The 24,798-nt window shown below is 66.9% G+C and carries 23 protein-coding genes; 15 read left to right on the forward strand and 8 right to left on the reverse strand.

Features of this window, described 5'->3' with window-relative positions:
• Positions 1-183 precede the first annotated feature (183 nt).
• Complete coding sequence (locus WMN78_RS14360) at positions 184-2,154, forward strand: glycogen debranching N-terminal domain-containing protein (RefSeq protein ID WP_340534417.1); 1,971 nt, start codon at positions 184-186, stop codon at positions 2,152-2,154.
• Here WMN78_RS14360 and WMN78_RS14365 read toward each other — a convergent pair.
• Positions 2,147-2,776 carry a HutD family protein gene (locus tag WMN78_RS14365; RefSeq protein WP_340534418.1) on the reverse strand — a complete coding sequence of 210 codons (630 nt, stop codon included), beginning with the start codon at positions 2,774-2,776 and terminating at the stop codon, positions 2,147-2,149. The two genes, WMN78_RS14360 and WMN78_RS14365, sit on opposite strands and share 8 nt — an antisense overlap.
• Before the next feature lie 76 nt (positions 2,777-2,852).
• Here WMN78_RS14365 and WMN78_RS14370 point away from each other — a divergent pair, with 76 nt between their 5' ends.
• From WMN78_RS14370 to WMN78_RS14380, 3 genes are all read left to right on the forward strand, one after another.
• Positions 2,853-3,449, forward strand: a complete 597-nt coding sequence (locus WMN78_RS14370; RefSeq protein ID WP_340534419.1) for a phosphoribosylanthranilate isomerase — start codon at positions 2,853-2,855, stop codon at positions 3,447-3,449.
• 57 nt (positions 3,450-3,506) lie between these two features.
• Complete coding sequence (locus WMN78_RS14375; RefSeq protein WP_340534420.1) at positions 3,507-4,598, forward strand: LLM class flavin-dependent oxidoreductase; 1,092 nt, start codon at positions 3,507-3,509, stop codon at positions 4,596-4,598.
• A gap of 82 nt (positions 4,599-4,680) precedes the next feature.
• Positions 4,681-5,226: a YceI family protein gene (locus tag WMN78_RS14380; protein WP_340534421.1), complete on the forward strand. Its 546-nt coding sequence runs from the start codon at positions 4,681-4,683 to the stop codon at positions 5,224-5,226.
• Between the two features lie 78 nt (positions 5,227-5,304).
• Here the strand turns inward: WMN78_RS14380 and WMN78_RS14385 are convergent, their stop codons facing one another.
• Both WMN78_RS14385 and WMN78_RS14390 read right to left on the reverse strand, forming a co-directional pair.
• Positions 5,305-6,426: a serine hydrolase domain-containing protein gene (locus tag WMN78_RS14385; protein ID WP_340534422.1), complete on the reverse strand. Its 1,122-nt coding sequence runs from the start codon at positions 6,424-6,426 to the stop codon at positions 5,305-5,307.
• The gene (locus tag WMN78_RS14390; RefSeq protein ID WP_340534423.1) at positions 6,417-7,433 is read right to left on the reverse strand and encodes a magnesium and cobalt transport protein CorA; all 1,017 of its coding nucleotides are present in this window, start codon (positions 7,431-7,433) and stop codon (positions 6,417-6,419) included. The genes WMN78_RS14385 and WMN78_RS14390 overlap by 10 nt, the downstream gene beginning before the upstream one ends.
• Before the next feature lie 259 nt (positions 7,434-7,692).
• Here WMN78_RS14390 and WMN78_RS14395 point away from each other — a divergent pair, with 259 nt between their 5' ends.
• Both WMN78_RS14395 and WMN78_RS14400 read left to right on the forward strand, forming a co-directional pair.
• The gene (locus WMN78_RS14395) at positions 7,693-9,159 is read left to right on the forward strand and encodes a TrkH family potassium uptake protein (RefSeq protein ID WP_340534424.1); all 1,467 of its coding nucleotides are present in this window, start codon (positions 7,693-7,695) and stop codon (positions 9,157-9,159) included.
• A gap of 78 nt (positions 9,160-9,237) precedes the next feature.
• Complete coding sequence (locus tag WMN78_RS14400) at positions 9,238-9,639, forward strand: YccF domain-containing protein (RefSeq protein ID WP_340534425.1); 402 nt, start codon at positions 9,238-9,240, stop codon at positions 9,637-9,639.
• Between the two features lie 26 nt (positions 9,640-9,665).
• Here WMN78_RS14400 and WMN78_RS14405 read toward each other — a convergent pair whose 3' ends face one another.
• Both WMN78_RS14405 and WMN78_RS14410 read right to left on the reverse strand, forming a co-directional pair.
• The gene (locus tag WMN78_RS14405; RefSeq protein WP_340534426.1) at positions 9,666-10,418 is read right to left on the reverse strand and encodes a 2-phosphosulfolactate phosphatase; all 753 of its coding nucleotides are present in this window, start codon (positions 10,416-10,418) and stop codon (positions 9,666-9,668) included.
• Complete coding sequence (locus WMN78_RS14410; RefSeq protein WP_340534427.1) at positions 10,415-11,284, reverse strand: DUF4031 domain-containing protein; 870 nt, start codon at positions 11,282-11,284, stop codon at positions 10,415-10,417. Before WMN78_RS14410 ends, WMN78_RS14405 begins: the two co-directional genes overlap by 4 nt.
• 81 nt (positions 11,285-11,365) lie before the next feature.
• Between WMN78_RS14410 and WMN78_RS14415 the strand changes: the two genes are divergently transcribed.
• The gene (locus tag WMN78_RS14415) at positions 11,366-12,313 is read left to right on the forward strand and encodes an alpha/beta fold hydrolase (protein ID WP_340534428.1); all 948 of its coding nucleotides are present in this window, start codon (positions 11,366-11,368) and stop codon (positions 12,311-12,313) included.
• 62 nt (positions 12,314-12,375) lie between these two features.
• Positions 12,376-14,124 carry an HNH endonuclease signature motif containing protein gene (locus WMN78_RS14420; protein ID WP_340534429.1) on the forward strand — a complete coding sequence of 583 codons (1,749 nt, stop codon included), beginning with the start codon at positions 12,376-12,378 and terminating at the stop codon, positions 14,122-14,124.
• Between the two features lie 42 nt (positions 14,125-14,166).
• On the opposite strand, the gene WMN78_RS14425 is transcribed toward WMN78_RS14420, so the two are convergent.
• Positions 14,167-15,501, reverse strand: a complete 1,335-nt coding sequence (locus tag WMN78_RS14425; RefSeq protein WP_340534430.1) for an FAD-binding oxidoreductase — start codon at positions 15,499-15,501, stop codon at positions 14,167-14,169.
• 169 nt (positions 15,502-15,670) lie between these two features.
• On the opposite strand from WMN78_RS14425, the gene WMN78_RS14430 reads away from it, so the two are divergent.
• From WMN78_RS14430 to WMN78_RS14445, 4 genes are read left to right on the forward strand one after another with little or no spacing between them, the layout of a single operon-like run.
• The gene (locus tag WMN78_RS14430; RefSeq protein ID WP_340534431.1) at positions 15,671-16,081 is read left to right on the forward strand and encodes a TOBE domain-containing protein; all 411 of its coding nucleotides are present in this window, start codon (positions 15,671-15,673) and stop codon (positions 16,079-16,081) included.
• Complete coding sequence (gene modA, locus WMN78_RS14435) at positions 16,078-16,890, forward strand: molybdate ABC transporter substrate-binding protein (RefSeq protein ID WP_340534432.1); 813 nt, start codon at positions 16,078-16,080, stop codon at positions 16,888-16,890. Before WMN78_RS14430 ends, modA begins: the two co-directional genes overlap by 4 nt.
• 2 nt (positions 16,891-16,892) lie before the next feature.
• Positions 16,893-17,747 carry an ABC transporter permease gene (locus WMN78_RS14440; RefSeq protein WP_340534433.1) on the forward strand — a complete coding sequence of 285 codons (855 nt, stop codon included), beginning with the start codon at positions 16,893-16,895 and terminating at the stop codon, positions 17,745-17,747.
• Positions 17,744-18,802, forward strand: a complete 1,059-nt coding sequence (locus WMN78_RS14445; protein WP_340534435.1) for an ABC transporter ATP-binding protein — start codon at positions 17,744-17,746, stop codon at positions 18,800-18,802. The genes WMN78_RS14440 and WMN78_RS14445 overlap by 4 nt, the downstream gene beginning before the upstream one ends.
• Positions 18,803-18,831: 29 nt before the next feature.
• Here the strand turns inward: WMN78_RS14445 and WMN78_RS14450 are convergent, their stop codons facing one another.
• Entirely contained in the window at positions 18,832-19,359 is a 528-nt protein-coding gene (locus WMN78_RS14450) for a carboxymuconolactone decarboxylase family protein (RefSeq protein ID WP_340534519.1), read from the reverse strand.
• A 405-nt stretch (positions 19,360-19,764) separates the two neighbouring features.
• On the opposite strand from WMN78_RS14450, the gene clpB reads away from it, so the two are divergent.
• A complete protein-coding gene (clpB, locus tag WMN78_RS14455) occupies positions 19,765-22,434 on the forward strand; it encodes an ATP-dependent chaperone ClpB (protein ID WP_340534436.1) in 2,670 nt (889 codons plus the stop codon).
• A 7-nt stretch (positions 22,435-22,441) separates the two neighbouring features.
• Here the strand turns inward: clpB and WMN78_RS14460 are convergent, their stop codons facing one another.
• Positions 22,442-23,203 carry a septum formation family protein gene (locus tag WMN78_RS14460; RefSeq protein ID WP_340534437.1) on the reverse strand — a complete coding sequence of 254 codons (762 nt, stop codon included), beginning with the start codon at positions 23,201-23,203 and terminating at the stop codon, positions 22,442-22,444.
• Between the two features lie 236 nt (positions 23,204-23,439).
• Between WMN78_RS14460 and WMN78_RS14465 the strand changes: the two genes are divergently transcribed.
• On the forward strand, positions 23,440-23,673 hold the full coding sequence (locus WMN78_RS14465) for a DUF3073 domain-containing protein (RefSeq protein WP_043484564.1): 234 nt from the start codon (positions 23,440-23,442) through the stop codon (positions 23,671-23,673).
• 320 nt (positions 23,674-23,993) lie between these two features.
• Positions 23,994-24,785 (forward strand): VOC family protein, encoded by a 792-nt coding sequence (locus WMN78_RS14470; protein ID WP_340534438.1) that lies wholly within the window; start codon positions 23,994-23,996, stop codon positions 24,783-24,785.
• Positions 24,786-24,798: the final 13 nt, after the last annotated feature.

The raw sequence follows: 24,798 nt of genomic DNA on the forward strand, positions 1-24,798 counted from the left end.
GGAAGTGGCCGGCTGGGGTCCCGGCACCGCCGCAGCCTGGCGGCCTTTTCCTTCACAGACTAACGTGTGAGACGATTTAACCGCACAAATTTGATCGATCAAATTAGTTCGCCCAGGTTCACGCCCGGTAATGCGGACGCCAGCCTCCGCCCCCAGACCCAGCAGCACAGGAGTTGTTTTACCGTGGCCTCTGAACAGCCATACCTGCACAATCTTTCCGGCGTTTTCAGCGCCCCCATCCAGGCGTGGTCCGACGCGCATGGACAGATCCGCCACACCGGCGCACAGGGGGTCTACTGCGGCGATGACCGTGTGCTCCATACGGCAGTCCTTACGGTGGACGGCCGGGAACCTGAATGGGTGTCCACCCAGCTGCGTTCCTCCAAGAAGACCGACTACATCTACTTTGTCCGCGCGGACGCCGAAGTGGCTGACCCACTGCTCTCCCTGGTGCGCACTCGCACGGCCGAGTCCGGCCGCATCCGTGCAGGCGAGGACACAGAGACCCTCACCGGCTGTTCGGGCAGGGTGGCCGAAACCCTGCGGCTCGAGTCGGCCATGCGGGAGCCTGTCACGCTGAACGTCCGGCTGACCCTCGGTGCGGACAACACCACCATGGAACAGGTCAAGCAGGGTGTGCCGGAGGGCACCCCGGTGGAGCCGCAGGGAACCACATGGTCCTGGCGCGACGCAGACACTACCCTCGCGCTGACAGCGGACAACGGCACCGTCAGCCTTGACGGCAGCAAAGTCACCATCGACTGGGCAGTGGAAGTCCTGCCCGGGGTGCCCGTGCACGTGGCCTGGGCGGTGGACCTGACGGATGAGGATTCGCCCATGCTCGCTGCGGACGGCGAGCCCATCGCTGCTCCGGCCTCGAACGACCCCCGGCTGAACCGGCTCCTGGAACGGTCCGTCAGCGACCTCAACAGCCTGCGCCTTGCGCACTACTCACATCCTCATGACACATTCCTGGCGGCCGGTGCCCCGTGGTTCTTCACCATGTTCGGCCGGGATTCGATCATTGCGGCGCGGATGCTGCTGCCCATCAACACGGCCATTGCCGGCGGAACGCTCCGCGCGCTGGCCGGTCGGCAGGGCACCGAGACGGACCACACCTCAGCCGTCCAGCCGGGCAAGATCCTGCACGAGGTCCGCCGGACCGTCCTGACCATGGCCGAGAGCGGCCAGGCACTGCGCCTGCCTCCGGTGTACTACGGCACCATTGACGCCACCCCGCTGTGGATCTGCCTCCTGCACGATGCCTGGAAGGCCGGCATGCCGGACGCGGAGGTGGAGGAGCTCCTGCCCAACCTCCAGGACGCCCTCGAATGGCTCAGGGACCACGGCGACCTGGACGGGGACGGTTTCCTGGAGTACCTCGACGCGTCCGGCCAGGGCCTGGTGAACCAGGGCTGGAAGGATTCCGGCGACGCCATCCGCTGGCATGACGGTTCGCTGGCGAAGGGGCCCATCGCGCTCGCCGAGGTGCAGGCCTACGCCTATGAGGCTGCAGTAGTGGGCGCGGAAATCCTGGACGCCTTCGGACGCCCGGGGGCCCAGGAATGGCGCGACTACGCAGCAGGCATGGCCGAACGCTTCCGCGCGCAGTTCTGGTGCGAGGACGAGCTCGGCCCCTACCCTGCGCTCGCGCTGGATGCCGATAAGCGCCCGGTGGACGGCGTGACCTCCAATATGGGGCACCTGCTGGGTACCGGAATCCTCAACGAGGACGAGCAGCGGATTGTTGTTCGCCGCGTCATGGATCCCACCATGTTTTCCGGCTACGGCGTGCGGACCCTGTCCACCACCAACGGCGGCTACTGGCCCACCCGCTACCACGCCGGCGCCGTCTGGAGCCATGACACGGCCCTGATCATCAGCGGAATGCTGGCGGACGGATTCCCGGACGAAGCGGCGCAGCTCGCCGCCGGGTTGCTGCATGTGGCGGAAGCCAACGACTGGCGGCTGCCGGAGTTGTTTGGCGGCCACGGCTCGGACACCATGCGCACTCCCGTCCCGTTCCCGGCGAGCTGCCGCCCACAGGCCTGGGCTTCCGCGAGCTCGGTGGTGATCGCTGCGGCCCTCACCCCGGCGGGGCCGGCGCAGGAGGAGCTCCTGCAGGCACCCGCCGCCAGCGGCGTTTTTAGGTGACCCGGTCGATCGACACGACGGCCAGGAAGCCGCGGCCCAGGATTTCCGGCGTACCTGAATCGGAACCGACGACGGCGTCATAGCGGTCCAGCGTCTCGGGCCCGCCAGGCGCGGGAAATACTTCGGCTGCTTCGTCGTCGCCGGAGGACTCCCCGCCGCCGGCGTTGCCCGGGCTGACGGTGGCTTGCCCCTGCAGCAGGATGCCGAACTGGCCCTCGAAGACGGGGTGCGCCCGCTTCTTGGAGAGCTCAATGATGGACGTGTAGCCCTTGAAGGCCCCGTTCCGGGTGATGACGTTGAGCCCGCGGATATCGCCGGTGGGCAATGCGCCGGCGGCCTCCGCTTCGCCGGAGAAGCGGAACGGCCGGTACTTCTCCAGCGGGTGCTCGGCGCCGTCCACGGTCAGGAGCAGTAGTTCGCCGTCCACCACGGTGAGCACCCGGTCCATGCCGGGAAACGCTGAGAACTGCCCGGCTTTGGACACCTCGGCGATGCTCACCCGCCAGTCCCACGCGCCGTCCTGGGAGGACGCAGCTTTCGGATGGCTGGCCAGTTCGCGGGTGACCCCGCCCTTGTTGCGCCACGGTTCGGCCCTGAGCTCGGCATAGCGGATGATCTCCATTCGTTCAGCCTAGCTCCCCGGGCCGGCGCGGGCTTGCTAACGTCAGGTGGAGGAAATACTGCAGGAGGAGCCAGGAATGTTCGTCAAGGTGTGTGGGCTGAGTACGCCGGAGTCGGTCCGGGAAGCGGCCGGCGCCGGTGCGGACGCCGTCGGATTCGTCCTGACCAAGAGCCCGCGCGAGGTCACACCCGAACGGGCCCGGGAGCTTCTTGCCCACGTTCCCCCGAAGACTCCGGCGGTAGGCGTGTTCCGGCACGAGCCGGTGGCGGACGCGATCGCCGTCGCCCGTGCTGCGGGACTGGGGTGGATCCAGCTCCACGGGGACCGCGCACCGGAGGACGTGAAAGAAGCGCACGACGCCGGCATGAAGGTGATCAGGGCCGTCACCATGGGTGCCGCGCCGGAAGCGTTCAAAAACTGGGGCGAGGAACTGCTGCTGATTGACGCCGCCGTGCCCGGCTCCGGCGAAGCCTGGGACTATGCTTCGGTCCAGGCCAAGGGCCTGGGGGGCCGGAACTGGCTGCTGGCCGGAGGCCTTGACCCCCTGAACGTCTCCCGGGCCGCGAAGGAGGCCGGTGCCTGGGGAGTGGACGTCTCGTCCGGCGTCGAAAGTTCCCGCGGGGTCAAGGACCTGGTGAAGATCCGGGCGTTCGTACTGGCAGCGAAGGCCTAGCACCCTGCCTGAATTTTCGGCCGGAATGAAGAGTGCCGGGCCGTTGTTGCCGCAGACATGAAGCGCATTGGTTTTCTTTCCTTCGGACACTGGGGCAACGTGGAAGGGTCCCGGACCCGCACGGCCCGGGACGCCCTGCTGCAGGGCATCGAGCTGGCGGTGGCAGCCGAGGAACTGGGAATCGACGGTGCCTTTTTCCGTGTGCACCACTTCGCCCGGCAGCAGGCCTCCCCGTTCCCGCTGCTGGCGGCCATCGCTGCCCGCACCAGCCGGATCGAAATGGGCACGGGCGTGATCGACATGCGCTACGAGAACCCGCTGTACATGGCGGAGGAAGCGTCCGCCACGGACCTGATCAGCGGCGGCAGGCTGCAGCTTGGCGTCAGCCGCGGCTCACCCGAACCGGCACGGGACGGCGCCGCCGTTTTCGGCCATGTTCCGGCCGACGGCGAGAGCCCTGCGGACATGGCACGCCGGCACACCGCGGTGTTCCGCCATGCCATCACCGGCGCCGGAGTGGCCGAATCGGATCCCCGCTACGGCGGCGGACCCGGCAGGCTGCCGGTCCAGCCGAACTCGCCGGATCTTGCCCGCCGGATCTGGTGGGGCGCCGGATCCCGCGCCACCGCGGTGTGGACCGCTGAACAGGGCATGAACCTGATGAGCTCCACCCTGCTGACCGAAGACACCGGGGTGCCGTTCGACGAGCTGCAGGCGGAGCAGATCAGCATGTTCCGCAGCGCCTGGGCCGCAGCCGGCCACGAGCACACGCCGCGGGTCTCAGTCAGCCGCAGCGTGCTGCCGATCGTCGACGACGAGGACCGCCGCTACTTCGGGCTCAGTGCCCTGCGTGAAAAGCGGGACCAGGTGGGGATCATTGACGGCCTGGTGGCACGGTTCGGCAAGAGCTACGTGGGCGAGCCCGAGGCAATCGCCGAAGAGTTGGCGGCAGACGCCGCGGTGCAGGCTGCCGACACCTTGCTCCTCACCGTCCCCAACCAGCTGGGCGTGGACTTTAACGCCAAACTCCTGGGCAACATTGCCCGCCACATCGCCCCGGCCATCGGCTGGCAGCCCCAGTGGGCGGTGGCTCTGCCTGCGGCTCTGCCTGCGGCGGGGGCGCCCGGTGCGGAGGCTAGCCGTGGCTGAGGGTCTTCGCTAGCATTCAGCTGGGGAGCACCCCGAAGAACCGGCGGGTCTGGCCCGCCAACCGAGTCGAAGGAGACCCGTTGTGACTCTGCCCCAAGGTATTACCCCCGGCATTTGGACCCTCGACATGTCCCACAGCGAAATCGGGTTCACGGTCCGCCATGCGGGTATCAGCAAAGTCCGCGGCCGCTTCACCGACGCCTCGGCGGAGGCGCACGTGGGCACGACCCTGGCGGCCTCCAGCCTGCACGCCACCGTCAAGACGGCGAGCTTCGACTCCGGCGATGCCAACCGTGACGCCCATGTGCGCGGAGCGGACTTCTTCGACGTCGAGCAGTTCCCGGAGATGACCTTCCGGGCCACGGGCATCGAAGGCGACGGCGAGGATTACACCGTCACCGGCGACCTCACCATCCGCGGCATCACCAAGCCCGTGGAACTCGAAGTTGAGTTCACCGGCGTGGCGGTTGATCCGTTCGGCGCCACCAGGGCGGGATTCAGCGCGGAGGCCGAGATCAGCCGCAAGGAGTTCGGACTGACGTGGAATGCGGCCCTCGAAGCCGGCGGGCTGCTGGTCAGCGACAAGGTCAAGATCAACGTGGAGGCGGCCCTCGTCAAGCAGGCCTAGTCACCGGAATCCGCACGGGGCCCGCGCAAGCCAAGCGGCCGCGCCAGCCCGGTCCACGGCGGCTCGCAGCCTCTCTGCTCACGTCCAGGGCATGCGGAGGACCAGTGAAAACAGTGCGTCGTAGCCGTAGCTGGTGGTGCTGTTGGACATGAGCACGATCGCCCTGCCCCGTTCCGGGTAGAGGCGCATGATGTTCCAGAATCCCAGCCCGGTGCCGAAGTGCTCCACGTAGGAACCGTGGGGCCCTTTGGTGTGCTTGCGGAACCAGCCCGCGGAGTGGTCAAACTTCTTCCCTTTGACGTGGATGTCGCGCATCGCCCGCGCCGTGGATTCCTGAAGGATGGCGTGCCCGGTTAGAGCGCCGGCGGATCCTGGCCCGGCAGATCCCGAACGGACCGCCAGGCCGTCGTTGAGGTGCAGCCGGGCAAACTCGGCCGTGTCCAGCACGGTTCCTACCAGGCCTCCGTAGCCGGCCCCGTCGACGAGGAACCGGTTGAGCGACGAGAAGCCGTCGTACCTCGGCCCCATCGTGCCCGGCGGGAGCATTCGCGCCAGCACCGGCGTGAGGGGGCGGGGGATACGGACATAGCCGGTGGCTGCAGTACGACCCGGCGGATAGGAGAAGCCGGTGGAATCCATGCCCAGCGGGGTGAGGATCTCGCGCTGAACGTAGCTTGTGAACGGCTCGCCGGTGACCTGGCTGATGACCTGGGCCGCCACAAGATAGCCGACGTTCGAATAATGTCCTCTGCCTCCCACCGGGTAGCGGAACGCGTGGCGCCGGGCGATCAGTTTCCGCAGCATGTGCTCCTGGTCAGGCCCCGGTGCGTCCGCGGGATGGATCCATTTCACGGGCACGGGATTGCCCAGCCCGGACGAATGGGCCAGCAGCTGCCATACGGTGGGCTGGTTGGAACCGGGGGCGCGCAGCCAGTCAAGGTATTCGTGCACGGGTGCGTGCACGTCCAGGAGCCCCTGGTCGGCCAGCCGCAGTGCGGCGGTGGCTGTCACCGGCTTCGTCATCGAAAACCACGGATAGACCGTTTCCGCGGTGGCCGGGGTCAGCGCCGCCAGGTCCGCGTATCCTGTCGCGTCGAAATGGAGCACCCGGTCCCGCGACACGACGGCCAGCGACATTCCCGGAACACGGCCCCGGCGGGCTGTGTCCGCGAGTGCTGCCCGGACTGCGGTCAGATCCACTTGTTGTGCTTGAACGTCGCGTACAGGGCCACGCCCATGGCCACCATCAGGCCCAAAGCCATGGGGTATCCGAAAATCCAGTCGAGCTCGGGCATGGTGCGGAAATTCATCCCGTAAATAGTGCCCACCAGGGTGGGTGCGAAGAGGATGGCAGCCCAGGAGGAGATGCGCTTGACCTGCTCGCTCTGCGCGAAGCTGGATTCCGTCAGGCGCCGCATCTCATCGTTCTGCCGCTGCGCCACCAGCGCGGCGTTGACCGTGAGCGCGTTCTGCAGCAGTGCCCTGAAGGAAGCGGTCCGTTCGCCGAGACGGAGGACGTGGTCCAGGACGTCGCGCAGGTGGTCCTGCAGTTCGGGGCCTGGCCGGTGCTCGGGAGTGCCGGCCAACAGGGCCTGCAGTATCCCGGCAAGCGGACTGGTTCCGCGCTGGAACATGATGACCTGGCGGGAGAGCTCATAGATCCGGCGTGACACGTCGGGGTCGCCGCCGAAGAGGTCGTCCTCGATTTCGTCGATGTCGTTTTCCAGTCCGGCGGCCACCGGCTCGTATTCATCCACCACCTGGTCCAGGATGGCGTAGAGCACTGCGTCGGGCCCCAGCGCCAGGAATTCGGGCTGGGATTCCATTCGCCGTCGGACGCGGGCCAGGTCCGGTGATTCGGCATGCCGGACGGTGACCACAAAGTCGGTGCCCACAAAAACGTGGATCTCGCCGAACTCGACCTTTTCGACGTCGTCGAGATAGCGCGCCGGGCGCAGCACAAGGAACAGGGTTTCGCCGTAATGCTCAAGCTTGGCGCGCTGGTGCCCGGTCAGGGCGTCCTCCACGGCCAGATGGCTAAGATCGAACTCGTCTGCCACGGATCGCAATTCTTGCGAGTCAGGCCGGTACAACCCGATCCAGGCCATCCCTTCACGCTGCCGCAGCAGGAAGTACGTCTCCTCGAGCCCCTCCGGGTCCGAGGTCCGGAGTCCATTCACGTAGACGGCATTGTCAACAATGGTCACGCTGCGCCTCCTTCCCGGCACTGCCCTTTGCTGTGACGTTAGCCCTTCGACGGTGCACTGCCAACCGTTTTGCTCCTATGCCGGAGTGAAGCTGTGAAACCGCAGTGAAGCTGCGAAAAAGGCCGCGTAAGGATTTCGTAAAGACCGGGTTCTGCCGGAATCGCGCGGTGCTAGTCTCCGTGAAGCGTCGAACTATGGGCACGGTCTGTTGGCGCGATGCCTGAAGCCACTGGCCTGCCCGCCGATGAGAGGATTTCCAATGGCGGTACCGCTGAGGGGGCGGGCCAAAGTACCCGGGAAGCCCGGTCCAAAGGACCTCGCCGCGAACCACCTGCCCGGGGACTACCGGCCCGGGAAGCTCCGGCCCGAGAAGCTCCGCGCGCAGGACGGCCGGATCAGGCGCCTGCTGCTGCACCCGGTCCGGTCGGTGCCGGTGGCGTTCCTTGCCGTGATTCTGCTGGGAGCCGGCCTGCTCCTGCTTCCCGCCTCGCATTACCCCACGGAGTCTGACACGGTCATGCCGGCCTTGTTCACATCGGTCTCGGCCGTCTGCGTGACCGGACTGATCACCGTGGACACCGCCACGTTTTGGACGCCCTTCGGCCAGGCCGTGATCCTCGGGCTGATCCAGGTAGGCGGCTTCGGCATCATGACGCTGGCAACCCTGCTCGCCTTGCTGGTCCGCAAGAACTTGGGCCTCCGCGGACAGCTCGTTGCCCAGTCCGAAACCCACACGCTGAATTTCGGCGATGTCCGTTCCGTACTGGTGCGCGTCGCCAAAATCATGGCAACCATCGAGGCCGGCACAGCCGCAATACTGACGCTCCGGTTCTGGATCGGCTATGACGCCAACCCGGCGACGGCACTCTGGCACGGCATCTTCCACGCAGTGTCCGCCTTCAACAACGCAGGCTTCTCGCTGTACAGCGACAACCTCGTCGGGCTGGCTGAAGACCCCTGGATCATCGTCCCCATCTGCGCAGCAGTGGTGGCCGGTGGGCTGGGGTTTCCCGTGATCATTGCACTGATGCGGGACGGGTTCCGGATCAAGCTCTGGACAGTGCACGTCCGACTGACCGTCTATGGCACCCTCATGCTGCTGGCAGCCGGCTTCGTGCTCTTCGCCGCCTTCGAATGGAACCGGCCCGAAACCCTGGGACCACTCAGCCCCGGCGGCAAGTTCCTCGGTGCACTGGCCGGCAGCGTGTTTCCCCGGACCGCGGGCTTCAACAGCATCGACTACGGTACCGCCACGCCGGAAACCCTGATGGTCACCAACATCCTCATGTTCATCGGCGGCGGCAGTGCCGGGACCGCGGGCGGCATCAAAATCACCACATTCCTGATCCTGGGATTCGCCATCTGGAACGAGGTCCGCGGCCGTGAGCAGGTCACCATTGCGCACCGGTCCATCAGCTCCTCGGCGCAGCGCCAGGCGCTTTCCGTTGCGTTGCTGGGCGTCGCCGCCGTCATCGCCGGAACGCTCCTGCTCCTGATGCTCACCGACTACAGCCTCGAAAAGGTGCTCTTCGAATCCGTCTCCGCCTTCGCCACGGTGGGGGTGAGCACGGGCATCACTTACCACCTGCCGGCCAGTGCACAATGGGTGCTGATGGCACTGATGTTCGTCGGCCGCATCGGCACCATCACCGTGGCCTCGGCTTTGGCACTGTCCGCTCATCCGCGGCTTTACCATTTGCCTGAAGAGCGGCCGATCATCGGCTGACGCGGCGGGCCCGGAATTCAGGGCCCGGTCAGGGCAATCCCCGACGCCGATGACTCGCGCTCGGGGGAGAATGGCCGTATGAAGACATTGCTCAACATCATTTGGCTGGTTTGCGGCGGGCTCTGGCTGGCGCTGGGGTACTTCTTTGCGGGCATCATCTGCTGCCTGCTCATCGTGACTATTCCCTGGGGCATCGCCTCCTTCAGGATCGCGTCCTACACGCTGTGGCCCTTCGGCCGCATGGTGGTGGACAAGCCGGGCGGCAACGGGGTGTTTTCGCTCCTCGGAAACGTGATCTGGCTGCTGGTCGCCGGCATCTGGATAGCTATCGGCCATGTGGTGACGGCATTCGCAATGGCCATCACCATCATCGGGATTCCGCTGGCCATCGCCAACCTAAAGCTCATCCCCGTCTCGCTGATGCCGCTGGGCAAGCAGATTGTGCCCACTGACCGGCCGTTCGTCACCAGCTACCGCTAGCCAGCCGCCCGCCGCAAGACTCGCTGCTACGCCGGGCGGAACGCGCCGTCGTCGAGAAGTGCGACGGCGGCGCTCCCGTTGAGTTCCGCGGCGATCTCCACGTCTTCCTGGTAACCGCCGAAGACGAGCTCCCGCCCGCTGGAGCATTCCAGCAGCGCGTCACCGAGCCGCGGTTCGGCAGCGGTGAAGGCGTCCATTGCCCACCGTGCCTCGGGGGAGAAACCGGCCCGGCGGTGCTCGGGCAGCGCGGCCAGGAAAGCACCCGCCCCCAGCTGGTCCTCGAGCGCGGGCCGGAGTCCGCCGTCGGGCCATTTTTCGCCGGCGGCGATGACGGCGACCACCGCGGCAGGCGGGAGGTTCCGCGCGGTCCACTCGGCCGTTGCCCGGGCATTGCGGAGGCACACCGCGGCGACGCGCGGCACCATTCCCGCCAGGGCGTGGGCAAGGGCCGAGCCGTTGGGGGAGGGCAGAACCAGCCGGTCCACGGATGGTGCGGAGCGCAGGCTGGCGGGGGAGAGGCTCACATCGTTGCCGCCGCGCCGGCCGGCGAGCACCGCGTGCTTCCTGGCGGCAAAGTCAGCTGCCCTGCTGTCTTTCCACGCGTAGGGAAACACCTCGGCGCCGCGGTCCATGGCGACGCTCACGCACGTGGTGAAACACAGCACGTCCACCACCACGGCCAGTTCGGCCCCGGGCGCAACTGCCATGGCGCCGTCGTGCCCCCATTCAAACCGGACCGTAAACGGCAACTGCCGGTGCGCCGCCTGAAGCTCGCTCACGCGAGCTCGCCCGCCAGGTTGCGCCTGGCGGAATCCAGCCAGAGCTCACGGCCTCGGGGCGTGTTGAACAGCGGGTCCAGTTCCAGTAAATGACGGACGACGGCGGCGCGTCCGGCCGCGAAGTCGGCGTCGCCGATGTGCGCGAAGTCTTCCCGGACGGCGCTGAGGTAGCGGCCATAGGCCTTCGGTTCGCCGCCGAGAACAGACAGGTCCGCGTCGCAGAGGAGGGCGCCGTCGTCGTCCCCGGCATCGGGGCGGTGGTCGGCAGTGAGCCGGACCAGCCGCCCCACCTCGTACGCTTCCTCTTCGGAGAGCCCGGCGTGCAGGAGCCTGTCTTCGGCCAGCCTTGCCGATTCCTCCTCGTCCTGGCCCGCGATCCCGCGGTACACGGCGTCATGGAACCAGGCGGCGAGGACTACGGTGCGGGGCGGGTCGGCCGGCTCGGTGAGCAGGTCCAGGGCTTCGAGGACGGACAGCAGGTGGGTGCGGCCGTGGTATTTCCGGTGCTCCTCACCCCAGCGGTCCAGAAGGTCCAGGAAGAGGGCGTCGTGGCCGGGCAGGACGGCGTTCCAGCGGTTGAGCAGCGGCAGCTTGAGGGCCTTGCCGCGCTCGCGGGCAGGGATGCGGAGTCCGCAGGCAATCAGTTTGCGAACCAGGACCCGTGCTTCCACGGGAATGGCGCCGGCCTCCACCAGGGCACCGTATCTGGCTTCGGAAACGTCGTAATGGTCGCCGTCGAACGCCCGCTCAGGAATGCCGGCGGCCTCTGCGAAACGGTGCAGCTCGTCGAGGGACGTGTCCGAGATCAGATGCGAGAAGTGGGTTCCGTGGGCAGGCCAGAGCGGCGGATCCAAGTAAACGGCCATGGGGGAAATTCTAGTGCTGCGGTGCCGGGTCGCGGCGGCGCCAGGACGCCGGGCCGGCTGGAGCAGGCATATTGTGGGCGGGTGACGGGCGAGCAAACGGAGACAATCAGCGGCTGGGTGAATGTGCCCCATGCCAGGATCTACTGGGAATCGACCGGCGAACCTGCCGGCATTCCCGTCCTGTACCTTCACGGTGGCCCCGGCGGTTCCCTTGGCAAGGGCGGATACCGTAAACGGCACAACCCCAGCCGCTTCAGGATCATCGGGCTGGATCAACGCGGGTGTGGCAAGAGCACTCCGGCTGTCCAGGACGACCTTGACCACCTGTCCGGGAACACCACGCAGGCCCTCATCGAGGACATTGAGGCGGTGCGGAAGCACCTGGGTATCGAAAAGTGGATCGTCACCGGAGTTTCCTGGGGCAGCACGCTTGCCCTCGCCTATGCCCTCAAACATCCCGGCCGGGTGCTCGGAATCGCTCTGGTGGCAGTGACGACGACCAGCCGGAGCGAGATTCAATGGATCACTGAGGACGTCGGACGCATCTTCCCCGAAGCATGGGATGAGTTCTCCGAAGCATCCCGCGCCAACCCGGGCGAACGCCTTGTGGAGGCCTACGCCCGCCGGCTCGCCGGGGAAGACCGCGATGACGCCCGACGGGCCGCCCTGGCCTGGGACCGCTGGGAGTCCACGCATGTATCCCTGGACCCCAACTGGGTTCCTGGCGCGCCGTTTGACGATGAGAATGAGCGCATGACGTTCGCCCTTCTCGTGACGCACTACTGGGCCCACGACGGATTCCTGACAAACGGACAGGAAATCATCCCCCGGATTCACGAGCTCAACGGCATCCCGGGATACCTCATCCACGGGCGGCGAGACATCAGTGGTCCTGCTGCCACCGCGTGGCACTTGCATCGGCGATGGCAGTCGAGCCGGCTTGTAGTCATCGAAAACGAGGGTCATGGCGGCCCGGTATCCATGGCGGCATTGTCAGAGGCAGTCGAAGACATTGCAGTCATGATCTGAGTTGCTTCTGGACAGGCTTCTGCGGAGGTTAGATTGTCGGTGCCCTTTGGCAGAGTTATCCCATGGAGGCCGTTGGGGAACGCGAAGTAACAGGAGGGGCGTTGCGGTGGGCCAAACTGCCCGCTGTAACTGACACTGCTGCTGGGGTTCGCCCCATTGCGGCGCACAGCCTGCGGAGCGTCGCGGCGGGACAGCAGAACCCGGAGGCTTTGGCGTCCGACGACGATGTCTTCAGTGATCTGGCCCGGAGCCTTCGGCTGTTGAAGGCTATGGGTTCGGCGGCGGTGGGAGACACTGCTGGCTTCGGCGTTCGCGAGGCTGCTGACTTTGCCGCCGGCGTCGAGGAGATCTCCCGGACCCTTGAATACCTTCAGGTGGTCGCAGCCGGAGCCGTGGACCGGACCCGGCGCAACGCCCAGGGGTCCGCGAGTTCCGGTGCGGCGGTCGGCTGGACCACCGGATGGGGCAGCGAAACCGCCGTGCAGGGACCCATTGGATGGGGGACCAGCCAAACGGACAGCAGAGTGGGCGGCGGAACGGTGGCCGGCTGTGACGGCGACATCTCCGCAGCAGCTGCCGCGGCCGGCCCGGTTCGGGCTTTCGCGCCTGCCCCCGCCGAACCGGACCCTGCTGATGACGGGTGCCGGAACGCCGCGGAGTTCCTGCGGGGTCGGTTGCGGATCAGCGTCGCCGAGGCCCGCCGCCGGATCAGCTTGGCCGAGTCGGTGTTGCCCCGGACCGGGATCACCGGGCATACTGAGCCGCCGGAGCGGGCCGAACTCGCGGCCGCCGTGTCCGCCGGGACAGTCGCTTCCCGGTCCGCGACGATCATCACCCTCGCGCTGGAACGGGTCGGCCATCATGCCCCCGAAGACGCCGTGGCCCGGATGGAACACCACCTGACCCGCGCCGCGGCGGAACACGACACCGATTTCCTGGCTCGGGTCGCCCGCCGCTGGATCGACGGGCTCGACCAGGACGGCTCCGAACCGTCCGAGGAAGAACTCCGCCGCCGCCAGGGCGTCTTCCTCCGTCAGCCCCGCCGCGGGCTGCACCACGTGGAAATCTTCGCGACCCCGGACCAGTACGAGCCCCTCCTGACCGCGATGAACATCGCCACCAACCCCCGCACCCGCAGCGGCGACGCGGACACCGCTGCAGCCGATGCCCTGGACCTGCGGACCCGCCAGCAGCGGCTCCTCGACGGCCTCGTCGGCGCGGTCAAAGCGGGCCTGACCACTGGCGGCCTTCCCGCTGCGGGCGGGCTGCGTCCCCAGGTCATGGTCACCATCGACTACCGCGACCTCCTGGAACGCCTGGACCGCCTGGATCAGTCCGGGACCACAACCGACGGCACCCCCGGTTCCAGGCCGATCCCCGGCACCGGAACGGGCACCGGTTCGTTCACCTTCACCGGCCCCGTCACCGCCTCAACGGTCCGGAAAATCGCCTGCGACGCGGACATCATCCCCGTCCTGCTCGGCAGCGAAGGCCGCGTCCTCGACGTCGGCCGCACCACCAGGATCTTCCCGCCCCACATCCGCAAAGCCATCACCGCCAGAGACCAGGGCTGCGCGTTCCCGGACTGCACCATCCCGGCCCCGTGGTGCGAAGCCCACCACATCAGCTACTGGTCACACGGCGGAACCACCAGCACGGACAACGGCACCCTTTTGTGCAGCCATCACCACCACCTGATCCACAAGGAGCAATGGCACATCCAGGTCAAAACGGGCGTCCCGTGGTTCATCCCGCCACCACATATCGACCCACGCCGAAAACCGCGACGAAACCACTACTTCAACACCTGAATACCGGGCGTCGGATGTCACCGTCGCCTGTGATCGGCACGCCTAAGCGGGGGCGGGCGGAATGTTCTGGTTGCCGCGGAACACGTTGTCCGGATCGTATTCGCGTTTCACCTGGGACAGCCGGACAAAGTTCTCGTTCCCGAAGGCTGCGCGCACCCGGGCCTGGCCTTCGTCGCCGATGAAGTTCAGCCACACGCCGCCTGTGGCGTACGGCGCGATGTCGTGCCGGAAATGCTTCACCCACTGCTTGGCTTCCTGACCCTCCTCCGGTGTTTCGCCCAGGCCGAACGGGTGGCTGACCCAGCTGGCATTCCGGTTCTGCAGGGGAGTCAGGGCAGCGGCCGGTCCGCCCACCGCGCCGCCCCAGCGTGCAATCAGCTGCTGGGAGTGCTGACCCGGCAGGTTCCGTGCAGAGTCGATGATGATGTCCAGCGCGTCATCGGAAAGTTCGTTGTGGTAATCGGCGCTCCAGTAGTTGTACAGGCCCGGAGGATCATCCAGCGAACACTGGAAGTCGGCGTAGTTCGTATCCTCCACCAGGTCCACCGCCGGCCGGAGGGCCCGGTACGGTTTGGCCCGCTCCGCACCTTCCCCTGCATCGCCGGCGTAGATGTACACCACCCCGACGGCCATCTTGCCCACCAGCTCCGGGGGCATGAACGGCTCGGGCGGAGCAGTGAAATAAAGCAGCGTTGCGCATTCCTCGTCGGGGGCTGCGAGGGCGAGCTCCCGGAATCCGCGGCTGATGTCGGTGGCTGCCTCCCCTGGCCAGAGCATTAAGCCGGCGTGGACTTTTGGGCCCAGCTCATGGAGCGCGAATGTAAAAGACGTGGCCACGCCGAAGTTTCCGCCCCCGCCGTGCAGGGCCCAGAACAGCTCGGGATTCTCCTGGGCACTTGCCGTCACCTGCTCGCCGTCGGCAGTGACCAGGTCCACCGAGATCAGATGGTCGCAGGCAAAGCCGAAAGCCCGTTCCAGCCAGCCGGAGCCGCCGCCCAGCGTAAAGCCGGCCAGCCCGGTGGTGGACACCCGGCCGCCGGTCAGGGCGAGGCCGTGCTCCTGCGTGGCACGGTCAAACTCCCCGCACGTGAGCCCGGCTCCGGCAGTGACGGTGCGGTTCTCGGGATCCACGCGGACGGACTTCATGGGGCGGACATCCACCACCAGGCCGCCGTCGTTCATGGACATTCCTGCCACCGAATGCCCGCCGGCACGAACAGCCACGGCCAGTTCGTTATCGCGTGCATGCTGCAGGGCCTGGGCGACTTCCGCAGGGGTGCTGCACTGGGCTATGACCGCCGGGCGCCGGTCGATCATTGCGTTGAAAAGCTTCCGGGACTCGTCGTAATCCGGACTGTCAGGCCTGATCCATTTCATTGCAACGCTCCTCAGCGCTGGCGGCTCCGCCCCCACCAAGAATCGTACTGCCGCGGCGAACGGCGGGCTATGGCAGGTGTGCGTCACCTCAAGCGCAGACGGGGAACTCTGCCGGATATGCGGAAGAAACGTTCTTCCGAATCCGCATATGAGGTACTAGGCTGGACAAGTGCCCACCATTCGCATTGCCGAAGCAGCCCGGTTCCTCGGGGTCAGCGACGATACCGTCCGCCGCTGGACCGAAAACGGAAACCTCACCCCGGTGAAGGACGATTCCGGCCGGCTGGCCGTGGATGGTTTCGAGCTGGCCACCCTGGCCCGCGAGCAGGCGCAGCTTCCGGAGGACCCCACCCGGGTGGGCAGTTCCGCCCGCAACCGCTTCGTCGGCCTGGTCACGGGAATCACTGCGGACAAGGTCATGGCCCAGGTTGAACTGCAGTGCGGGCCGTTCCGAGTGGTGTCACTGATGAGCAGCGAGGCCGTGCGGGATCTCGGCCTGGAGCTGGGTTCCGTGGCCACGGCAGTGGTTAAGGCCACCACCGTGATTATTGAAACGCCGCAGGGAAAGGGGACCGTGTGATCGCCAGGAAACCACGGATTGCAGTACTGCTGGCAGCAGCCGCGGTCACGGCCGGTCTGGCCGCCTGCGCCCCTTCCCCGTCGTCCTCAACCGTCGCTGACGGGGGCACGTCTTCGGACACCGCCGGCCAACTCTCCGGGACGGTCACGGTTTTTGCCGCGGCCTCACTCAAAGCCACGTTCAGCACCCTCGCGGACGAGTTTGAAGCGAAGAACCCCGGCGCCAAGGTGACCCTCAGCTTCGCCGGTTCCTCGGACCTGGCCACGCAGATCAGCCAGGGAGCGCCCGCTGACGTGTTTGCATCGGCGGACACCAAGAACATGGCCAAGCTCGCCGATGCCGGACTCCTTGACGGCACAGCCACGGACTTCGCCACCAACGTCCTGCAGATCGCGGTCCCGCCATCCAACCCGGCGTCCATCGGTTCCTTTGCGGACCTCGCCAGGCCCGGCATCAAGGTTGTTGTGTGCGCCAGCCAGGTTCCCTGCGGAGCCGCGACGGATACCGTGGAAAAGACTTCCGGCGTCGCGCTTTCCCCGGTCAGCGAGGAGTCATCCGTGACCGACGTCCTGGGCAAAGTGACCTCGGGTGAGGCCGACGCCGGCCTGGTGTACGTCACCGACGTCAAGGGTGCCGGTGGCAAGGCGAAGGGAATACCGTTCCCGGAAGCCGGCATGGCCGTCAACACCTACCCCATCGCCACTGTTGGCTCGAGCAGGAACAAGGAACTCGCCGCAGCCTTTGTTGCGATGGTGAAGGGGCCCGACGGCCGGAAGACCCTCGCTGACGCCGGCTTCGGGGCTCCCTGACCATGGACCGGACCACGGGAGGCGGCTACCACGGCATCCCGCCCTGGATCTACGCCATCGCCGCCGCGGGCGGGCTTTTGGTGCTCCTGCCGCTGGCAGCGATGGCGGCACGGGTCAACTGGCCGCAGTTCATCCCGCTGGTGACGTCCGAATCCTCCCTGACGGCCCTCGGGCTCAGCCTGCGGACCTCTGCGGCGAGCACCGCCCTTTGTATCATTTTCGGTGTGCCGCTAGCCCTGGTACTGGCGCGTTCAAGCTTCCCCGGCCAGCGGCTGCTGCGTGCCTTCGTATTGCTGCCATTGGTCCTGCCCCCGGTGGTGGGCGGCATCGCCCTCCTGTACACCTTCGGGCGCCAGGGCCTCCTCGGCCGGAGCCTTGAGGCCGCCGGGATCCAGATTGCCTTTTCGACGACGGCGGTGGTGCTGGCGCAGACCTTCGTGGCACTGCCGTTCCTGGTGGTGAGCCTGGAAGGAGCGCTGCGCACCGCCGGCGGACGGTACGAGGCCGTGGCGGCCACCCTCGGTGCCCGCCCCACCACTGTGCTGCGGCGCGTCACCGTACCGCTGGTGCTGCCCGGCCTGGCGTCCGGTGCCGTGCTGTCCTTCGCCCGGAGCCTCGGTGAATTTGGTGCAACGCTCACCTTCGCGGGGAGCCTGCAGGGGGTGACCCGGACCCTCCCGCTGGAAATCTACCTGCAGCGGGAGACCGACGCCGATGCCGCCGTCGCGCTTTCCCTGGTCCTCGTGGCGGTGGCTGTGACGGTGGTAGGGCTGACCTACCGGCGGCCGGGCACGCCGGGCCGGCGCAGTGCCCCGGCGGGCGGCGCTGGCGCCGGACGGCTGGAGGGTCCCCAATGACATTCCACCTGCAGGCAACCGTGGGTGCCCGCGGGTTCGACGCCGGGCTGAGCCTCGCGCCCGGCGAAACCGTGGCGGTGCTTGGCCCGAATGGGGCCGGGAAATCGACCCTTCTCAACGTTATTGCCGGACTCCTGCGGCCCGATTCCGGCCGCGCCGAAATCGATGGAAAAGTGCTGTTCGACCTCGACGCCGGTGCCGGCACCTGGACTGCCCCGCACCACCGCGGCACGGCCCTCCTTGCGCAGGAGCCGCTGCTTTTCCCGCACCTCAGTGCGCTGGAAAACGTGGCCTTTGGGCCTCGCAGCGCCGGGATCGCGCGGAAAACGGCCAGGGAATCGGCCCGAACCTGGCTGGCCGCGGTGGATGCCGGGGACCTGGAAGCCCGGCGGCCCGCGGAGCTCTCGGGCGGCCAGGCCCAGCGGGTGGCGGTGGCCCGGGCGCTTGCGGCCAACCCCGAGGTGCTGCTGCTGGACGAACCCATGGCGGCTCTGGACATCCACGCCGCGCCGCTGCTCCGCAGGCTCCTCAAGAAGGTCCTGGCCGGGCGCCGCGCCATCATCATCACCCACGACGTCCTTGACGCCCTGATGCTGGCCGACCGGGTGATCATCCTGGAAGACGGCAGGATCACCGAAGAGGGACCCACCCGGCAGGTCCTGGAGCGGCCGCGGAGCCGGTTCGCCGCCGGGCTGGCCGGGCTCAACCTCATTCCTGGAACGCTTACGGCCACCGGTGTCCGTACCGAAGAGGGCCGGGAGGTGGCCGGGCACCTGGATGAGGACGTCGTCGCGGCCGGCCCGGGGCAGTCCGGCGTGGCGGTCTTCCCGCCGTCGGCCGTCTCCGTCTTCCTGACGGACGCGCACGGCAGTCCGCGGAACTCGTTCCCCGTTACCGTGACCGACCTGGAACAGCACGGTGACCAGATCCGGGTCCGGGCCGGCGGGATGTCCGCCGACATCACTCCGGCAGCGTCGGCGGATCTGGGACTCGCCCCGGGAATGACCGTCTACTTCGTGATCAAAGCGGCGGCAGTGGCCGTCTATCCGTCCTAGGAAACTCCTTCAAGCTTCCGCGGACGGCGCTACTCCTGCACCTTTTTCTCCTGCGACGTGGCCTGCTCCCCGGCTTCCCGCCGGACGGGATGCTGGCTGGTGATGGACACGCGGTTGAACGCGTTCATGGTGATCACCAGCCAGCTCACCGCCGAGTATTCGGCCGTATTCAAGTGCTGACGGGCGTAGGCATCCTCCCGTTCACGGGTGTGGGCGTCGGGCAGGGTGGTGATGGACTCCGCCAGTGCCAGTGCCGCGCGCTCCTTCCCGGTGAACAAAGCGGTGTCCCGCCACGCGGACAGCACGGCGAGCCGCTGAGTGGTTTCGCCCTTCTTGAGGGCGTCGGCAACGTGCATGTTGAGGCAGTAGGCGCAGCCGTTGATCTGCGAGATGCGGACGTTGAGCAGTTCGGTCAACGCTTTGCTGATGCCGGCTTCGTCGGCGGCTTCCCGGGCCTTCAGGCCGAGCCCGTTCAGCGCGCGCCAGACGGCCGGGCTCTCCTTGTCGATGAAGATGTGCTGCGTTGTGCGTTTTCCGCCATCCTGGGCCTGGTCCATGGCTCCCAGAATACCCACCGCAGGCATGACTGGTTTTGTCATATTCGTGACAAGACCCCACAAGCGTTGTAGTGTTTTCACCGGACCGCGCGCCCTCCTTGCGGCGGGCGGCGGTCCACCAAAGAAGTCTCTACGCGGAGGCATGCGCCAGTGCGATGCGCAGGCTGCCCGCGCCAGCAGGAGGGCGGTTCCTTGGGGGAACCGCCCTCCTGCATGCCCGGCCTCCCTGCCAGAGGGGCGCTGTCGACGTCGAGCGTCCAGCCCGCCTCCTTGTCCGCGCGGTGGGCCAATCGCCCCTAGACAGCCATTTCGCCGTGGGCAAACATGGACCTTAGTGCCATGTCTTCAAAGTTGAGTCATGTACACTCAACTTTAGAGTTGATCTATCCCCGAAAGGAGCTCTCTTTGGACGCCAAGTTCACCACCAAGAGCCAGGAGGCTCTTTCGGCAGCAGCCATGAACGCCTCCACGGCAGGAAATCCCCAGGTGGAGCCTGCCCACCTGCTCAAGGCGCTCATGGACCAGCGGGAGGGTGTCGCCGTCGCGCTCCTCCGCGCCACCGGCGCCGATCCGGACGCCGTCAGCGTCCAGGCAAGCACCGCCATCAAGGCGCTCCCGGCGACGTCCGGCACCTCCGTACAGCAGGCGCAGCTGTCCCGCGCTGCCCTCCAAACCATCAAAAACGCCCAGAACGAGGCGGACAAGCTGGGGGACACGTACGTCTCCACAGAGCATCTGCTGCTCGGGATCTCGGCCGGCAGCGACGCCGTCGGCAAGTTAATGCGCGACGCCGGCGCCTCCCATGAGGCCCTGCTCGCCGCCCTGCCGGGTGTCCGCGGCGACCGCAAGGTCACCAATGCGGACCCCGAGAACACTTTCCAGGCCCTGGAGAAGTTCGGCACCGACCTCACCGCGATCGCCCGGTCCGGCAAGCTGGACCCTGTGATCGGCCGCGATGCCGAGATCCGCCGCATCATCCAGGTGCTGAGCCGCCGCACCAAGAACAACCCCGTGATCATCGGCGAGCCTGGCGTCGGCAAGACTGCCGTCGTCGAAGGACTGGCCCAGCGGATCGTCGCCAATGACGTGCCGGAGAGCCTGCGCGGCAAAACCCTCATTGCCCTGGACCTCGCCTCGATGGTGGCCGGGGCCAAGTACCGCGGCGAGTTCGAGGAGCGGCTGAAGGCCGTCCTGGAGGAAATCAAGAGCTCCGAGGGGCAGATTGTGACCTTCATCGACGAGCTCCACACGGTGGTGGGCGCAGGAGCCTCCGGCGACAGTTCGATGGACGCCGGCAACATGCTCAAGCCCATGCTGGCCCGCGGCGAGCTGCGGCTGATCGGCGCCACCACCCTGGATGAATACCGCGAAAACATCGAAAAGGACCCGGCGCTGGAACGCCGCTTCCAGCAGGTGTTCGTGGGCGAGCCCAGCGTGGACGACACCATCGGCATCCTCCGCGGCCTGAAGGAACGCTACGAGGCCCATCACAAGGTCTCCATCGCCGACTCCGCCCTGGTGGCTGCGGCGACGCTGTCCAACCGCTACATCTCCGGCCGCCAGCTGCCGGACAAGGCGATCGACCTTGTGGATGAGGCCGCGTCCCGGCTTCGCATGGAGATCGATTCCGCGCCGGAGGAGATCGACCAGCTGCGGCGCCAGGTGGACCGGCTGACCATGGAGGAACTGGCCCTCGCCAACGAGAAGGACGCCGCATCGGTGGAACGCCTGGCCGCGCTGCGGGCTGACATGGCGGACAAGAAGGAAGCGTTGTCGGCACTGAATGCCCGCTGGGAAGCTGAGAAAGCCGGCCTCAACCACGTCGGTGACCTCAAGGCCAGGATCGACGAGCTGCGCTCGGCCGCGGAGAAGCACCAGCGTGAAGGCGATCTCGCCGCTGCTTCGCGCATCCTGTACGGCGAACTTCCCGCACTCGAACGCGAGCTGTCCGCTGCCGCCGAGGCTGAGGCTGCACGGGTGGCCGGCGGCGGAGCCAAGCAGGAACTCATGGTGGCCGACGAAGTCACAGCCGGCGACATTGCCGAGGTGATTTCCGCCTGGACCGGCATTCCGGCCGGGCGCATGCTGCAGGGTGAGAGCCAGAAGCTGCTGCACATGGAAGATGAACTCGGCAAGCGGCTCATTGGCCAGAAGAAGGCCGTTGCCGCCGTCTCGGACGCGGTCCGCCGCGCCCGCGCCGGCATCAGCGACCCGAACCGGCCCACGGGCTCGTTCCTGTTCCTGGGCCCCACTGGCGTGGGCAAGACCGAGTTGGCGAAGGCCCTAGCGGACTTCCTGTTCGACGACGAGCGCGCCATGGTGCGGATCGACATGTCCGAGTACGGCGAGAAGCACTCCGTGGCCCGGCTGGTCGGGGCGCCTCCGGGGTACGTGGGTTACGAGGAAGGCGGCCAGCTGACCGAAGCCGTCCGCCGTCGTCCGTACTCCGTGGTGCTCCTGGACGAAGTGGAGAAGGCCCATCCCGAGGTGTTCGACATCCTGCTGCAGGTGCTTGACGACGGCCGCCTCACCGACGGCCAGGGCCGCACCGTGGACTTCCGCAACGTGATCCTGGTGCTGACTTCCAACCTGGGCAGCCAGTTCCTGGTGGACCAGACCCTGGATGCCAACGCCAAGCGCAGTGCCGTGATGGCCACCGTGCACGCTTCCTTCAAGCCGGAGTTCCTGAACCGGCTGGACGAAGTGGTGCTGTTCGATGCACTGAACGTCGAGGAACTGGCCCGGATTGTGGAACTGCAGGTCTCCGAGCTGGGCAAGAGGCTGCACGACCGCCGCCTTGACCTGGAAGTCACCGAAGGTGCCCGTGCGTGGCTGGCCATGACGGGCTTCGATCCCGCCTACGGTGCGCGTCCGCTTCGCCGGCTGGTGCAGCGCGAAATCGGTGACCGGCTGGCCAAGGCCATCCTGGCCGGCGACATCGCCGACGGCGACACCGTGCTGGTGGACACCGCAGCCGACGTCAACGAACTCACCGTTGCCAGCCTGGGCGGACAGGAAGGGCTCGACGGCGGTGCCCTCGCCGGCAGCGGCCTGTCGGTGCGGCGTAAGGGTTAGGGAGCCCCTAGGGAATCAGCGATTCCATGATGATGTTTCCCTTGTCCGCAGTGACGTAGCAGTCCACCCGCCGGTCGCCCTGCGCCCAGCTGGTGTCGCTCGGGTAGGCGTTGCGCTGCATCAGGACGTAGTTGGCCACGGCGTCGGTCAGTCCGGCGCCCTGGCAGATCTCGCGGCCCTTCTGGCGCAGCGCGTTAATGCCCGGATAGGAATCCGATTCCGGGTACCGGTGCACGGCAACCAGCTGCGCTGAGTGGCCGGCGGTGCAGGCCACCACCCTTGACTCCGTAGCTTCGGGATCGAAGTTCTCGAAGCAGTCGCCCAGCTGGTAGTCCAGCGCCCCCACGCCATCCACGGGAAGCTGGCTGCGGGTTGCCTGCGGCGCCGCGGGCGCGGACGCGGACTCCGCCGCGGTCGGGGCCGGCGGTTGCTTGGCGGCTTGTTCGTTGCCGCTGGCTATCAGCGTGGCCAGCCACCAGATCACCAGGCCCAGGAGCACCAGGGCGCCCGCGACGAAGGCGATCTTGGACAAGGTCTGCTTTCGCTCATCCGCGTCGGTGGCGGGCTTGCCGCCCGCGGCGGCCAGTGGCCTCTCGGTGGCCACCGGTTTCCCGGCCGGCGCCGGTTGTTCGGGTGAAGCGGGCGGCTGGACGGGAAGGCTGCTGGTGGGTGGCCGCGCAGGCGGAGGCGGCGCGACCGGCGGGGTTCCGGGGTTCGGGGATGCCTTCTGGTTCCCGGCACTGGTGCCCGTTGCGTTCTGGTCATTCACGTGAGGATTTGCCCTTCCCGGATTCATCTTCCCCGACTCTACCGAAGAAAAACTTCGGATCGGAGAAGGCCGGGACCTGCGCAAACGTGGCCACTGGCCTCCGGAGGCCCGATCCGGGGCGCAGATACCGCTGAAAGCATGTAATCTAGGTGTACGACAAATTGACCAAACATTCCGGGGCCTCACTAACGCCAATGGTGACCACCTCCGGTCCGAGTACAAAAGGGGGTCACGCCATGGGGCGCGGCCGTCAAAAGGCAAAAGCTACCAAGCAGGCTCGGGATATTAAGTACTATTCCCCGAACACTGACTACACCGCCCTCCAGCGCGAGCTGAAGAGCGCTGAAGGTCGTGCACCGAGCCGTTTCTCGAGTGAACCGGTTGAACCGGATTATTCGGCTTATGTGGATAAGTACGCGGACGATTTGGAAGAAGACGACGACGAGGTTGACACCCGTCGAATCGGTTAGTTGTCGCCCGCTGAGCCTGCCTTAAGGCACTCAGCGGCGTGCCGCCGTCGTACCCTTCACCACAGTGATCCGTACGATCCTTCGGCTCTTCTTTTCCAGCACCCCGGGTGCTGACCATAGATATCAGGCCCGTCAGGGCGCGCTGGTTTCCGGTGCGCCCTGACGGGCCTTTCTGGCTTAAGTCCGACGCCCGGTTGGGTGGGCCCCTTTGTTGTCAGCGCCTGAGCCCCGTATTAGGTTGATCGTGGCGGTTCCGAACTCCAGCGGTCGAAAGGGAATATTTCCATGCCAGCAATCGAGACCCACAAGCAGGACGCACCATGACCGGGCGCACCACTTTCGACGCCGGCGAGATCTGCTGGGTGGACCTGCAGGCCCGGGATGTGGAAGCGGCCAAGTCCTTTTACGCTGCCGTGTTCGGGTGGCGGTACGAAGACCTGCCCACGCCGGACGGGCGGAGCTATTCGAAGGCTTTCCTGGATGACGACCTTGTCACCGTCATTGCGCCCCAGAACCCCCTCCAGGAAGCGTCCGGGACTGCAGCGCAATGGAACATCTACTTCGCCGCCGCCGATGCCAAGGCCATCGCCGAGGAAACCCCGCACGCCGGCGGTACCGTGGAGTTCGGCCCTGAGGAGGTGGCGGACACCGGAGTCATGGTGTTCGTGGCACCGCCAGGGGGTGGCACCACGGGAGTGTGGCAGCCGGGAACCCATACCGGCACCGCCAGGTACAACGAACCCGGGGCGCTTGCCTGGGCGGAACTCTTGACCCCCGAACCGCAGGCCGCCGTCGCGTTTTTCCAGCAGTTGTTCGGGCACGAGGTCACCGAATACCCGCAGGACGACGGCGGAACATACACCGCGCTGATGGTGAACGGAGCGGAACTGGCCGGCATCGCTGCGGCTCCGGAAACGGCGCAGGAGGACCAGCCCAACATTGAGGCAGGCTGGCAGGTGTATTTCGGCGTCGCCAGCGTTGCGGAGGCGGTGGCGGCGGCAGAGGCGGCGGGTGCCGCCGTGCTGGTTGAACCTCAGGACATTGAAGAGGCCGGCACCATCGCCACCCTGAAGGACCCGCAGGGCGGAATATTCAGCCTTCTGGCGGTTTAGCCAACTGGAGCTT

Source organism: Arthrobacter oryzae (assembly GCF_037911235.1).
Classification (GTDB): Bacteria; Actinomycetota; Actinomycetes; order Actinomycetales; family Micrococcaceae; genus Arthrobacter; species Arthrobacter oryzae_E.